This window comes from Streptomyces sp. SID5643 (genome assembly GCF_009872555.1).
Classification (GTDB): Bacteria; Actinomycetota; Actinomycetes; order Streptomycetales; family Streptomycetaceae; genus Streptomyces; species Streptomyces iakyrus.
In genome coordinates this window covers 88,431-101,196 of the sequence record NZ_WWIC01000002.1, presented here as the reverse complement: position 1 = coordinate 101,196, position 12,766 = coordinate 88,431, and the positions used below count along the sequence as shown (strand labels likewise).

The window sequence follows — 12,766 nt, the reverse complement described above, 5'->3', positions numbered from 1 at the left end:
GGCGGCTCGTGAGGGTTACCCTGCCGATCATGCTTGTCGCCGCCGCTGTCTGCCCCTGTCCGCCCCTGCTGGTGCCTGAGGTCGCCGCGGGCGCCGCCCCCGAACTGGACGCCGTGCGGGACGCCTGCACGGACGCGCTGGGCGTGCTCGCCGCCGCCCGGCCCGGCCGCCTCGTGGTCGTCGGCCCTGTGGACGGTGCCGGGCCCGAGACGTACCCGGAGGGAACGGCCGGCTCCTTCCGGGGCTTCGGCGTCGACCTCGATGTACGTCTGGGAGCGGCCGAGGGCGCGGACCCGGGACGCCGACTGCCGTACGCCCTGGCGGTGGCCGCCTGGCTGCTGGAGCGGACCGGGTGGTCCGACGCCCCGGTCGAGGGACTCGGGATGGGGGAGTCGTCCCCGCCCGGCCTGTGCGCGGACACCGGGAGGGACATCGCCGCGCGGGACGAGCGGGTGGCCCTGCTGGTGATGGGAGACGCGAGCGCGTGCCGGACGCTCAAGGCCCCGGGCTATCTGGACGAACGGGCGGCCCCGTTCGACGCGGAGGTCGCGCGGGCGCTGGGCGCGGCGGACGTGGCCGCACTCACCGCGCTCGACACCGGACTGGCCCACGAGCTGAAGGCGTCCGGCAGGGCCCCCTGGCAGGTCCTGGCGGGCGCGGCCGAGGGCGCGGACCTCGGTGGATCGCTGCTCTACGAGGACGCTCCGTACGGCGTGGGATACATCGTCGCCGGCTGGTCGTAGAGCGCGGGTGGCCGCCAGGAAGGCAGCGGACAACACGCAGGGGAGAAAGCGGCGGGGACGGCCGGGAGCAGGTGCTCCGCGGCCGTCCGCCGATGTGCCCTTCAGCGTGCCGGCGTCCGCGTCAGGAAGCAGGCGGAGGTGCGTCGTCCGGCGGCGTGGTGCCACCCGGGTCCCGCGGCGGTGCCGTGCGGCCCGTTTCCGGCGGCGTGGTCCCGGTGCCCGGCGGCGGTGTCGCGCCACCCCCGTCCGGTCCACTCTCACCCTGGTGCGCGAGGCGGCCCATGGCGCCCTTGGCCCGACCCGTGCCCGACTGGATCCTGTCGCTGTACTTGCCCTTGGTCCTCTTGTCGACGGCCTGCGCGGCCTTGTCGAGACCGTGGTGGATCTTGTCCTCGTGCCGCTGTGCGAGGTCCGAGACCTTGCCCTTGGCAGGGCCCAGTTTGGCTTTCACGTTGTGCAGGAGACCCATGGCTCACCTTCCCTCGCGCGGGGCGGTCAGGTACGGGCGCCCTCACCGGCCTCGTTGTCGGCAGCCTTCTCGGTGGACTGCTGCTTGGGGATGTCGACGCCCTCGGGCTCGGTGACCTCGGCGGCGGCCTCGCCGGCCGGCTCCTTCGCTTCCCCGGCTCCGTCGGTGCCCTTGGCCTCCGCGGTCTCGGCCGTCTCCTCCTCGGGCCCGGCCTTCGCCGTGTCGGTCTGAGCCTCGGCTGCAGGCGTCTCCGCCGTGGCCTTCGACCGCCGGAGAAGTCGTGCAAAAACGCCCATATCCACTCCATACGTTACTCGTGCGGGCGAAATCCCGCGTTGCCCGGTGCGTCGGTTTGCGCGGCCCGGGCCACCGCCTCTGTGATCCGGCGGCAGGAACCTCGCAACGGGCAACGACCCCGCGGCCGTGGCGTCACGTAACTCGTTCGAGACCAGGGTTCGAGGTTTGCGAGACTGGGGCGGTGAGCAGTGCACACCCCGCCCCCCGCGTCATCGCCGTCGTCGGACCTACCGCGGCCGGAAAGTCCGATCTGGGCGTCTTCCTGGCCCAGCGTCTCGGCGGTGAGGTCGTCAACGCCGACTCCATGCAGCTCTACCGAGGGATGGACATCGGCACCGCCAAGCTGACGCCCGAGGAGCGGGCCGGCGTCCCCCATCATCTGCTGGACATCTGGGACGTGACCGTCACGGCCTCCGTCGCCGAGTACCAGCGCCTGGCCAGGGAACGGATCGACGCCCTGCTCGCCGAGGGCCGCTGGCCGATCCTGGTCGGCGGCTCCGGACTCTATGTGCGCGGGGCCGTCGACCATCTGGAGTTCCCCGGCACCGACCCCGAGGTTCGCGCCCGCCTGGAGGAGGAACTCACGCTGCGCGGTCCCGGCGCGCTGCACGCCCGTCTGGCCGCCGCCGACCCCGAGGCCGCACGCGCGATCCTGCCGAGCAACGGCCGCCGGGTCGTCCGGGCCCTGGAGGTGATCGAGATCACCGGCAAGCCGTTCACGGCCAACCTCCCCGGCCACGACTCCGTGTACGACACCCTTCAGATCGGCGTCGACGTGGCCCGCCCCGAGCTCGACGAGCGCATCGCCCGCCGGGTCGACCGGATGTGGGACGCCGGCCTGGTGGACGAGGTGAGCGCACTCCAGGCGCAGGGTTTGCGTGAAGGGCGTACGGCCTCGCGCGCGCTCGGCTACCAGCAGGTGCTCGCGGCGCTCGCCGGGGAGTGCACGCTGGAGGAAGCGCGGACCGAGACCGTCCGTGCCACCAAGCGCTTCGCGCGCCGCCAGGATTCGTGGTTCAGGCGCGACCCGCGGGTGCACTGGTTGAGTGGGGCGGCAGCCGATCTCACGGAACTTCCGCAGCTCGCGCTGTCCTTGGTCGAACGACCGGTTACAGCCTGATCACGTCATGGCATCGGGACGCCCAGGCCGTCATCCGGTCCTTCGGCGGCGTGCCATCATCGAGCTTCGATCGACCGAGTTGAGTCCTAGTTGGGAGGGCGCGTGGCGATGGAGGCCGGCCCTCGCGACACCGCACGAAGCACGGATCACATCACCGCCGAGCGGGATGAGCCGGGGCCCGGGGCCGCACCCGAGCAGGAGGCGGACCACCTCAGCTCCGACGGGCCCGACGAGGCGCAGGGCGTGACGGACGACGGCCCCGAGCCCGGCGAGATGTTCGCCGACGAGGTCGAGGTCGAGCTGCGCCCGCAGCGCCGGCTCCGCATCTGGCAGCTGGCCCCCATCGTGGGCCTCGCGGCACTCGGCTCCCTGATGTTCGCCTTCCCGCTCGCCTTCGACTTCGGCGACAGCGGGGCCGTCATCGCCATGCTGGGCCTGCTCATCTGCTCCTGCGCGGCCGGCTGGGGCATGATGGCCGCCCGCCGCGTCGGCTACACCCTGCCGGGCCTGCCGGCCCGTGGCTCCGGCCGCAGGCCCGACTGGCGGGTCGTCCTCGCGTATGCCCTGGTCGTGGCCCTCGTGGTGGTCCTGGCCGTGTGGCGGGTGGCGCGACTCCGGTAGGGGGCGCGTGCCCCGTTACGATCGAGGCATGAGCACGCGGATCGCCTTCCTCAAGGGGCACGGTACCGAGAACGACTTCGTGATCGTCCCGGACCCCGAGAACGCCATCGACCTGCCCCCGGCCGCCGTCGCCGCCCTGTGCGACCGGCGCGCGGGCATCGGGGGCGACGGTCTGCTGCACGTCGTCCGCTCCGCCGCCCACCCGGAGGCCGAAAGGATGGCGGCCGAGGCGGAGTGGTTCATGGACTACCGCAACGGCGACGGCTCCATCGCGGAGATGTGCGGCAACGGCGTTCGGGTGTTCGCGCGCTACCTCCAGCGCGCGGGTCACGTGACCGAGGGAGACCTCGCGGTCGCCACGCGCGGGGGAGTGAAGACCGTGCACCTCGCCAAGAACGGCGACGTGACCGTCGGCATGGGCCGGGCGGTGCTCCCGGACGGTGATGTCACGGTGAGCGTGGGCGAGCGCAGCTGGCCCGCGCGCAACGTCAGCATGGGCAACCCGCACGCGGTCGCCTTCGTGGACGACCTGGCGCACGCGGGTGACCTGCTCTCCCCGCCCCCCTTCAGCCCGGCCGCCGCCTACCCGGACGGTGTGAACGTCGAGTTCGTGGTCGACCGCGGCCCCGGACACGTCGCCCTGCGCGTGCACGAGCGCGGCTCCGGTGAGACCCGCTCGTGCGGCACGGGTGCCTGCGCGGTCGCCGTGGCCACCGCCCGCCGCGACGGCGCCGACCCGACGGCCACCGGCACCCCCGTGACCTACACCGTGGACGTCCCCGGCGGCACCCTGGTGATCACCGAGCGGCCCGACGGCGAGATCGAGATGACCGGCCCGGCCGTGATCGTGGCCGAGGGCGGGATCGACGCCGACTGGCTGGAAGCCGCCGTGTCCGCGTGAGCCGGAACCGGTCGTCCTGAATCACCCGCGCCCCTTCGGCCACCCGACCCGAAACCACCGTTGGCAACCAGCCACTTGGCGGAAATCGCACGGTCAAGGTTGCGACCGGCAGGGGTACAAACCTCACATTCATCCCTCGAATGGGTGATCAGTTTCACGCTCGGCGAGAGGCGGTCAGTCGGGCGTGGTGGGCTCGGTAGCATCAAGCACCGGCCCGGACGGGGGACCGAAGCCGCTCCCTGAGCCGTGTCCGCTCTGGGGCACCCCGTCCGCCGGTTGACGCAGCCGGAGGTGCCCATGAGTGCGGAGGCCACGAATTCCGTGACCCCAGGCCCGATGCCGGGCGCGGTGTCAGGACCGGTGACGCCGACAGCCCCCCGCAGAAAGGCCCGCCCCCGGATCGACCTGCGCCGCCTCGGCCGCGCGGCCCTGCTCGGCCCCGCCGCCCGTGGCCGGCTGCCCGACGCCATCAGTCACGTCGTCGAGGCCCACCGCGCCCACCACCCGGACGCGGACCTCGAACCCCTGCGCCACGCCTACGTCCTGGCCGAGTCCTCGCACCGCGGCCAGATGCGCAAGAGCGGTGAGCCCTACATCACGCACCCGCTCGCCGTGACCCTGATCCTGGCCGAACTCGGCGCCGAGACCACGACGTTGACCGCGTCCCTGCTGCACGACACCGTCGAGGACACGGACGTGACGCTCGACCAGGTACGCGACCAGTTCGGCGAGGAGGTCCGCTACCTCGTCGACGGCGTGACCAAACTGGAGAAGGTCGACTACGGCGCCGCCGCCGAGCCCGAGACCTTCCGCAAGATGCTCGTCGCCACCGGCAACGACGTCCGCGTCATGTCGATCAAACTCGCCGACCGGCTGCACAACATGCGCACCCTCGGCGTCATGCGCCCCGAGAAGCAGGAACGCATCGCCAAGGTGACACGTGACGTGCTCATCCCGCTCGCCGAGCGGCTCGGCGTCCAGGCGCTCAAGACCGAACTGGAGGACCTGGTCTTCGCGATCCTGCATCCCGAGGAGTACGCGCACACCAGGGAGCTGATCGTCCGCAACGCCGCCCGCGCGGACGATCCCCTCGCCGAGGTCGCCGACGAAGTACGCGGTGTGCTGCGCGAGGCGGACATCACCGCCGAAGTCCTCATCCGGCCCCGTCACTTCGTCTCGGTGCACCGCGTCTCCCGCAAACGCGGCCGGCTCCGCGGCTCCGACTTCGGCCGCGTCCTGGTCCTGGTGAACGAGGACGCCGACTGCTACGGCGTCCTGGGCGAACTGCACACCTGCCTGAAGCCGGTGGTCTCCGAGTTCAAGGACTTCATCGCCGTACCGAAGTTCAACCTGTACCAGTCGCTGCACACGGCCGTGGCGCGCGAGGACGGCCAGGTCGTCGAGGTCCTCATCCGCACGCACCAGATGCACAAGGTCGCCGAGGCCGGCGTCGTCGCCCTCGGCAACCCCTACGCGCCCGCCCCCGACGACCCGGCCGACGGCGAGCGTGTCGACCCCACCCGTCCGGGCTGGCTCTCCCGGCTCCTCGACTGGCAGGAGGCGGCACCCGACCCGGACCACTTCTGGTCCACCCTGCGCGAGGACCTCGCCCAGGACCGCGAGATCACCGTATTCCGACCCGACGGCGGCACACTCGGCCTGCCCGAGGGCGCGACCTGCGTGGACGCCGCCTACGCGCAGTACGGCGAGGACGCGCACGCCTGTATCGGGGCCCGGGTGAACGGCCGTCTTGCGACGCTGAGCACCGTCCTCAAGGACGGCGACACCGTCCAGCTCCTCATGGGCCAGGACCCGGCGTCGGAACCCTCCCGCGAGTGGCTGGAGCACGCCCACACGCCCGCGGCCCGGATCGCCATCCAGCGGTGGCTGACCGCGCATCCGGTTCAGGCGGAGTCCCAGCAGCAGAGCGAGGACCGGATCGCCGAGGACCGGACGGCTCCGCGGCCCGTCGGCGCCCCCGAACCGGACACGGCTCCGGAGCAGCCCGCCGGGTGCACCGGCGCCGGCCATGTCCTCGCCGACCTGCCCGGCGCGCCCGTCCGGCTCGCCCGCTGCTGCACGCCCGTACCGCCCGACGAGATCACCGGCTTCGCCGTACGCGGGGGAGCGGTCACCGTGCACCGCGTGGAGTGTCCCGCGGTGGCGCGTATGAAGGACGGGGGGCGCGGGGAGGTCGGCGTGCGCTGGGGAGAGGCCGCCGAATGCCGGGTCACGCTGGTCGCCGAATCGTTCGTCCGCCCTCATCTGCTGGCCGACCTCACCGAGGCCATGGCCTCCGAGGGCGCCGAGATCGTGTCGGCGACCGTCGAACCCCCGACCCAGCAGCAGGTGCGGCACACGTACACCGTGCAGCTCCCGGACGCCGGCCACCTGCCCGCCCTGATGCGGGCGATGCGCAACGTGGCCGGGGTGTACGACGTCAGCCGGGCGCAGCCGCAGCCGCAGGGCGGCTGACGCGCCGCCGGGGCGGCACCCGGCTCAGGCCCCGGTCCCCGGTTCGGGTGGGACGAAAGCGCGCCGTCCCCGCCGCCCGGCCGCTCGCTGATAGCCGTGGGGCATGCTCCTGACCCCCCACAGCCAGGCCACCACCCCCACCCGTCGCCGGACCGCAGCCGCCCTGCTCGCCTCGGCTGTCTCCGTCTGCCTCGTCGCCGCGAGCGCCCCCGTCGCCCCGCTCGGCGTCGGCGACCGCCTCTTCCCGTACCTCGGAAACCCCGGCTACGACGTGGCGTCGTACGACCTTGCCTTCACCTACCCGGGCAACAACAGCGAGCCGCTGCAAGCCGTCACGACCATCGACGCCTGGACGACCGCCGACCTGGACCGGGTCAACCTGGACTTCGCCCACGGCAAGGTGGAGTCCGTCGAGGTCGACGGCGACCCCGCGGAATTCCGCTCCGCCGGCGAGGACCTGGTGATCACACCCGAGGACTCGGTGTCGGACGGCACCTGGATGCGGATCACCGTGCGGCACACCAGTGATCCCGTGCCCGCCGAGGGCCGCGAGGGCGGCTGGGTGCGCACGGCCGACGGCCTCGCCATGGCCAACCAGGCCGACGCCGCGCACCTGGTGTTCCCCTGCAACGACCACCCTTCCGACAAGGCGATGTTCACCTTCCGGGTGACCGCGCCCGACGGCCACACGGCCGTCGCGGGCGGCCTGGCAGCCGGAGTGCAGAAGTCCGGCGGGTCGACGACCTGGACCTACCGCACCCAGCACCCCATGGCCACCGAGCTGGCCCAGGTGTCCATCGGCCGCTCCACGGTGCTGCACCGTACGGGCCCGCACGGCCTGCCCGTACGGGACGTCGTCCCGACCCGCGACCGCGAGGCACTCGAACCCTGGCTTCAGAAGACCCCCGGCCAGATCGCCTGGATGGAGGGCAAGGTCGGCCGCTACCCCTTCGAGACGTACGGCCTGCTCGTGGCCGACGCCTCCACCGGTTTCGAACTGGAGACCCAGACGCTCTCGCTCTTCGAACGGGAACTCTTCACCGAGCCGGTCTACCCTCCCTGGTACGTCGAATCGATCATGGTCCACGAGGTGGCCCACCAGTGGTTCGGCAACAGCGTCACCCCCCGCACCTGGTCCGATCTGTGGCTCAACGAGGGACACGCCACCTGGTACGAGGCGCTGTACGCCGAGGAGCAGGCCGGCAAGCCGATGAGGGCCCGGATGAAGGCTGCCTACGGCGCCTCCGACCGCTGGCGCGCCGCCGGCGGGCCCCCCGCCGCCCCCAAGGCCCCGGACCCCGCCCGCAAGACCGGCATCTTCCGGCCCAACGTCTACGACGGCGCCGCGCTCGTCCTGTACGCCCTGCGCCAGGAGATCGGCCGCCCGGCCTTCGAGCGCCTGGAACGCGCCTGGGTCGTCCGCCACCAGGACGACACGGCCACCACCCAGGACTTCGTCGAGCTCGCCGCCGAGATCTCCGGGCGTGACCTCGACGGCTTCTTCCAGGGCTGGCTGTACGGCGAGAAGACCCCGCCGATGCCGGGGCACCCGGACTGGAAGCCGGAGACGCCCGCGAAGCCGCAGGACCCGGCAGCGACCCCGCAGGACCCGGCAGCGACCCCGCAGGTCCCGGCAGCGACCCCGCAGGCCCCAGCAGCGACCCCGCAGGCTCCGGCAGCGAAGCCGAAGGCTCCGGCGAAGCAGGTCCGAGCGGTGGGGACGCCCGCCCGATAACACAGTGACGAGACGCCCCGTGCCGTGCGAACATCTTCAGATCGGCGCGGTACGGGGTGCCGGGAATCTCCCGGACCGCCCACGCGTTGCAGAAAGTGAACGGCTTCCCATCTACGTAAGGATCCAATGACCTCCTCTTCTTCCTTTTCCCAGGACTCCAAGCGCTTCGCGCACAGCCACCCCGAGGGTCTTCGGGCCGATGCCCTGATGGAAGAGGACGTCGCCTGGAGCCACGAGATCGACGGAGAGCGGGACGGCGACCAGTTCGACCGCTCCGACCGCGCGGCTCTGCGCCGAGTGGTGGGCCTCTCCACCGAGCTCGAGGACGTCACCGAGGTCGAGTACCGCCAGCTCCGTCTGGAGCGGGTCGTCCTCGTCGGCGTCTGGACCTCGGGAACCGTGCAGGACGCGGAGAACTCCCTCGCGGAGCTCGCCGCCCTCGCGGAGACGGCCGGCGCGCTGGTGCTCGACGGCGTGACCCAGCGCCGCGACAAGCCCGACGCGGCCACGTACATCGGCTCCGGCAAGGCCGAGGAACTGCGCGACATCGTCGTCGAGACGGGCGCGGACACCGTCATCTGCGACGGTGAGCTCAGCCCGGGCCAGCTGATCCACCTCGAGGACGTCGTCAAGGTCAAGGTCATCGACCGGACGGCCCTGATCCTTGACATCTTCGCCCAGCACGCCAAGTCCCGAGAGGGCAAGGCGCAGGTCGCTCTCGCGCAGATGCAGTACATGCTGCCGCGACTGCGCGGCTGGGGTCAGTCGCTGTCCCGGCAGATGGGCGGCGGCAAGGGCGGCGGCCTCGCCACCCGTGGTCCCGGTGAGACCAAGATCGAGACGGACCGGCGCCGGATCCGCGAGAAGATGGCGAAGATGCGCCGGGAGATCGCGGAGATGAAGACCGGCCGCGAGATCAAGCGCCAGGAGCGCAAGCGCCACAAGGTGCCGTCCGTCGCCATCGCGGGCTACACCAACGCCGGCAAGTCCTCGCTGCTCAACCGCCTCACGGGCGCGGGCGTGCTGGTCGAGAACGCCCTGTTCGCGACCCTCGACCCGACCGTGCGCCGGGCCGAGACCCCGAGCGGACGGCTGTACACGCTGGCCGACACGGTCGGTTTCGTACGCCATCTGCCCCACCACCTGGTGGAGGCGTTCCGCTCCACGATGGAGGAGGTCGGCGAATCCGACCTGATCCTGCACGTGGTGGACGGCTCGCACCCGTTCCCGGAGGAGCAGCTGGCCGCCGTACGCGAGGTGGTCCGGGACGTCGGCGCCACCGACGTGCCCGAGATCGTCGTGATCAACAAGGCGGACGCGGCCGACCCGCTGACGCTCCAGCGGCTGCTGCGCGTCGAGAAGCGGTCCATCGCCGTCTCGGCCCGCACCGGCCAGGGCATCGACGAGCTGCTCGCGCTCATCGACAACGAGCTGCCGCGACCCTCGGTCGAGATCGAGGCGCTCGTGCCGTACACGCACGGCAAGCTGGTCGCCCGAGCCCACGACGAGGGTGAGGTGATCTCCGAGGAGCACACCCCGGAGGGCACCCTGCTCAAGGTGCGGGTGCACGAGGAACTGGCGGCGGAACTCACGCCGTACGTTCCCGCGCCGGCGCTCTGAGCACGACCTGGCCGGCGCCGTGATCTGAGCCGACCGCCCGAAGGCCCGCCCCCCGTCGACGGGGAGCGGGCCTTCGGCATGCTCGGGTCACTGACCGCCGTACGTCTTGCTCATGTTCTGGTAGAGCGCCTCGGCGTCGCGGCCCAGCTGCGGACCGGCCAGCCAGGTGTTGTCGGCCGGGCCGATCGAGGTGTTGGAGACCAGCACCGACTTGCCGTTCACGACCCGGAACCAGCCGCCGCCGGACGAACCGCCGGTCATGTCACAGCCGATGCGGTACATCGTCGGCAGGGACGGGCTGAGCGAGAACCGGCCGGGGATGTCGATGCACTTGAACATCTTCTCGCCGTTGTAGGGCGGCGCGGCCGGGTAGCCCCAGGCGCCCATCTTGGCGGCCTCGGCCGCGGACGGGGCGGAGAAGTCCACGTCCAGCGCGGCGCCGACCGTTTCCTCCAGGGACTTGGCGCCCTGCTCCGGCTTCACGTGCAGCACGGCGTAGTCGTACGCCGCTCCGTCACCGCCGCTCTCCGAACCGCCCTGGATCCACTGGTTCGATGTCGAGGCCCAGTTCGCCCACCAGTTGCCGTAGGGCGCGATCTCGGCGGGGTTCGCGTTGCTGATCTCCGCCTCGGACTTGCCGAGGTCGTTGTAGGCCGGGACGAACATGATGTTGCGGTACCAGCCGCCGTTGCCGCCGGCGTGCACGCAGTGGCCCGCGGTCCACACCAGATTGGATTTGCCCGGGTGGTTCACGTCCTTGACGACCGTGCCGGAGCAGACGGCCGGGCCGTCGGGGGAGTCGAAGAAGACCTTGCCGACCGGCGCCGCGTTGCGGTGGTACGGCGTCTTCTCCGCCTGCGCCCGGACAGGAGCCGGATCCGGGTCGCTGACACCCTGGCCGGCCGACGCGTCCTTCGTCGTGACCGTCTTGTCGGCCTCCTCGGCGGACTGCATCCGCTCCGGCTTCCACAGGCCCTCGATCACCGGGTTGACGAAGTCCTTGGCGTCACTGAGCCACTTGTCCTTGTCCCAGTCCTTCCAACCGCCGTCCTTCCAGCGGTCGACGTCGATCCCGTGCTCCTTGAGCTTGCCCGCGAGATCGGCCGGCATCGTGACCTTGCCGCCGCCGCTGCCGTCCGCGGCGGCCTGCGACGAGGTGGCGTCGGGCTTGTCGCTCGCCGAGTCCGCCGAACCGTCGCAGGCGGTCGCGGTGAGCGCCAGGGCGGCGACGAGGCCGGTGGCTGCGAGGACGGTGCGCCGCCCGCGCCTGGGTGCGGGCGTACGTGTGGAACGCATGGTGCGATGACCCCCGTTGTGCGTACGTATGTGGTGCTGGTGCTGGTGCTGGTGCTGGTGCTGGGCCCGGCGGTGTGCGGGGTGGGGCGGGTGCTACGTGCGCATGTCATGGACGTGCGCGTCGGCTCCCGCGCGACACCCCACTATGCCCGGGGAGTTGAGGGCGTACCGGGGTGGGGCGGTGAAGGTTTCCGCGGGGTGTGGCGCCCCACCGACGGCGCCCTTCAGCCGGCTGTCACCGGCCGGCGAACTTCTTGCTGACCGAGTCGTACACGCCCTTGGCCACGCCGCCCAGGCGCGGTCCGGCCAGCCAGCCCGACGTCACCGGGCCGATCGAGGTGTTGGACACCAGCGCCGGCTTGCCGTCCGAGCCGGTCGTGACCCAGCCGCCGCCCGACGAACCGCCGGTCATGGTGCAGCCGATGCGGTACATCGTCGGATCCGACGCGGTGACCGACAGCCGCCCGGGCCGGTCCTCGCACCTGTACAGCTTCTGTCCGTCGTAGGGCGGCGCGGCCGGGTAGCCGATCGCCGTGAGGCTCTTCATCTGCGGCACGGCGGGCGCCTTGAAGTCGACCGGCAGCGCCGAACCGACCATCTCCTCCAGCGACTTGCCGCCGCTGCCCTTCTCCGGTGTCACGTGGATGACCGCGAAGTCGTACGGTGCGCCGTCGCCGCCCGTCGAACCGCCCTGCTCGATCCACTGGTCCGAGGTCTGCGCCCAGTCGCCCCACCAGACACCGTAGGGAGCGACGTCCTCACGGGTGACGTTCTCCAGTTCCTCCACCGGCCTGCCGTCGTCGTTGTACGACGGCACGAACGCGATGTTGCGGTACCAGCCGCCCTTCTTGCCCGCGTGCACGCAGTGACCCGCCGTCCACACCAGGTTGGACTTGCCGGGGTGGGCCGGGTCCTTCACCACGGTCGCCGAGCAGACTGCCGAGCCCTTGGGGGAGTCGAAGAACACCTTCCCGGCCGTCGGGGCGTTGGCGTGGTACGACGGCGGCACGGCCTGCGCCTCGACCGGCTCGGGCGTCGGGTCGGTCACACCCTGGTCTCCGGAGAGGTCGCTCTCGTCGACGCCCTGGTCGGGCTCCTCGGCCTCCCGCATCCGGTCCGGGTTCCAGAGCCCCTCGATGATGGGGTTGATGTACTCGTTGGCCTCGCGAAGCCAGTCGTCCCGGTCCCAGTTCTTCCAGGCGCCGTTCTTCCACTTGTCGACGTCGATCCCGTGCTCGCGGAGCCGGTCCCTGATGTCGTCCGGGATCCTGAGCTTGCCGTCGTCGGAAGCGGTGGCCGAGGCGGAGGCCTCACCGCCCGCCGTGGCGTCGCCCGACTCGCAGGCGGTGCCGGTGAGCGCGAGCGCCGATGCGAGGGCCACGGCGGCCAGTACGGGGGAATTCCTGCGGCCCGCCCTCCCCTCTCGGCTGGCATGGGACGACGGCCGTGTGGATCGCATGATCTGACTCCCCCTGATACGGAACGAACG

At 71.8% G+C, this 12,766-nt stretch carries 12 protein-coding genes; 8 read left to right on the top strand and 4 right to left on the bottom strand.

What is annotated here, in order from left to right; all coding sequences use genetic code 11:
* The first annotated feature begins 29 nt into the window (after window positions 1-29).
* Window positions 30-743, top strand: coding sequence for a class III extradiol dioxygenase subunit B-like domain-containing protein (locus GTY56_RS00665; protein ID WP_161361421.1), 714 nt, complete (start codon window positions 30-32; stop codon window positions 741-743).
* Window positions 744-864: 121 nt separating this feature from the next.
* On the opposite strand, the gene GTY56_RS00660 is transcribed toward GTY56_RS00665, so the two are convergent.
* Both GTY56_RS00660 and GTY56_RS00655 read right to left on the bottom strand, forming a co-directional pair.
* The gene (locus GTY56_RS00660; RefSeq protein WP_161361419.1) at window positions 865-1,212 is read right to left on the bottom strand and encodes an antitoxin; all 348 of its coding nucleotides are present in this window, start codon (window positions 1,210-1,212) and stop codon (window positions 865-867) included.
* Between the two features lie 26 nt (window positions 1,213-1,238).
* Entirely contained in the window at window positions 1,239-1,508 is a 270-nt protein-coding gene (locus GTY56_RS00655; protein WP_161361417.1) for a hypothetical protein, read from the bottom strand.
* Between the two features lie 182 nt (window positions 1,509-1,690).
* Between GTY56_RS00655 and miaA the strand changes: the two genes are divergently transcribed.
* The 6 genes from miaA to hflX all read left to right on the top strand — a co-directional run bounded on the left by miaA (window position 1,691) and on the right by hflX (window position 9,981).
* On the top strand, window positions 1,691-2,629 hold the full coding sequence (miaA, locus tag GTY56_RS00650) for a tRNA (adenosine(37)-N6)-dimethylallyltransferase MiaA (RefSeq protein ID WP_161361415.1): 939 nt from the start codon (window positions 1,691-1,693) through the stop codon (window positions 2,627-2,629).
* A 108-nt stretch (window positions 2,630-2,737) separates the two neighbouring features.
* A complete protein-coding gene (locus GTY56_RS00645; protein WP_161361475.1) occupies window positions 2,738-3,250 on the top strand; it encodes a hypothetical protein in 513 nt (170 codons plus the stop codon).
* A 28-nt stretch (window positions 3,251-3,278) separates the two neighbouring features.
* Entirely contained in the window at window positions 3,279-4,151 is an 873-nt protein-coding gene (dapF, locus tag GTY56_RS00640; RefSeq protein ID WP_161361414.1) for a diaminopimelate epimerase, read from the top strand.
* A gap of 297 nt (window positions 4,152-4,448) precedes the next feature.
* On the top strand, window positions 4,449-6,626 hold the full coding sequence (locus GTY56_RS00635; protein WP_161361411.1) for a RelA/SpoT family protein: 2,178 nt from the start codon (window positions 4,449-4,451) through the stop codon (window positions 6,624-6,626).
* A gap of 103 nt (window positions 6,627-6,729) precedes the next feature.
* Window positions 6,730-8,361: a M1 family metallopeptidase gene (locus GTY56_RS00630; RefSeq protein ID WP_161361409.1), complete on the top strand. Its 1,632-nt coding sequence runs from the start codon at window positions 6,730-6,732 to the stop codon at window positions 8,359-8,361.
* A gap of 126 nt (window positions 8,362-8,487) precedes the next feature.
* A complete protein-coding gene (gene hflX / locus GTY56_RS00625) occupies window positions 8,488-9,981 on the top strand; it encodes a GTPase HflX (protein WP_161361407.1) in 1,494 nt (497 codons plus the stop codon).
* Between the two features lie 87 nt (window positions 9,982-10,068).
* Here hflX and GTY56_RS00620 read toward each other — a convergent pair whose 3' ends face one another.
* Window positions 10,069-11,277, bottom strand: a complete 1,209-nt coding sequence (locus GTY56_RS00620) for a trypsin-like serine peptidase (protein ID WP_161361406.1) — start codon at window positions 11,275-11,277, stop codon at window positions 10,069-10,071.
* 6 nt (window positions 11,278-11,283) lie between these two features.
* Here GTY56_RS00620 and GTY56_RS00615 point away from each other — a divergent pair, with 6 nt between their 5' ends.
* Window positions 11,284-11,538, top strand: a complete 255-nt coding sequence (locus GTY56_RS00615) for a hypothetical protein (RefSeq protein ID WP_161361404.1) — start codon at window positions 11,284-11,286, stop codon at window positions 11,536-11,538.
* Here the strand turns inward: GTY56_RS00615 and GTY56_RS00610 are convergent.
* A complete protein-coding gene (locus GTY56_RS00610; RefSeq protein ID WP_161361402.1) occupies window positions 11,513-12,736 on the bottom strand; it encodes a trypsin-like serine peptidase in 1,224 nt (407 codons plus the stop codon). The two genes, GTY56_RS00615 and GTY56_RS00610, sit on opposite strands and share 26 nt — an antisense overlap.
* Window positions 12,737-12,766: the final 30 nt, after the last annotated feature.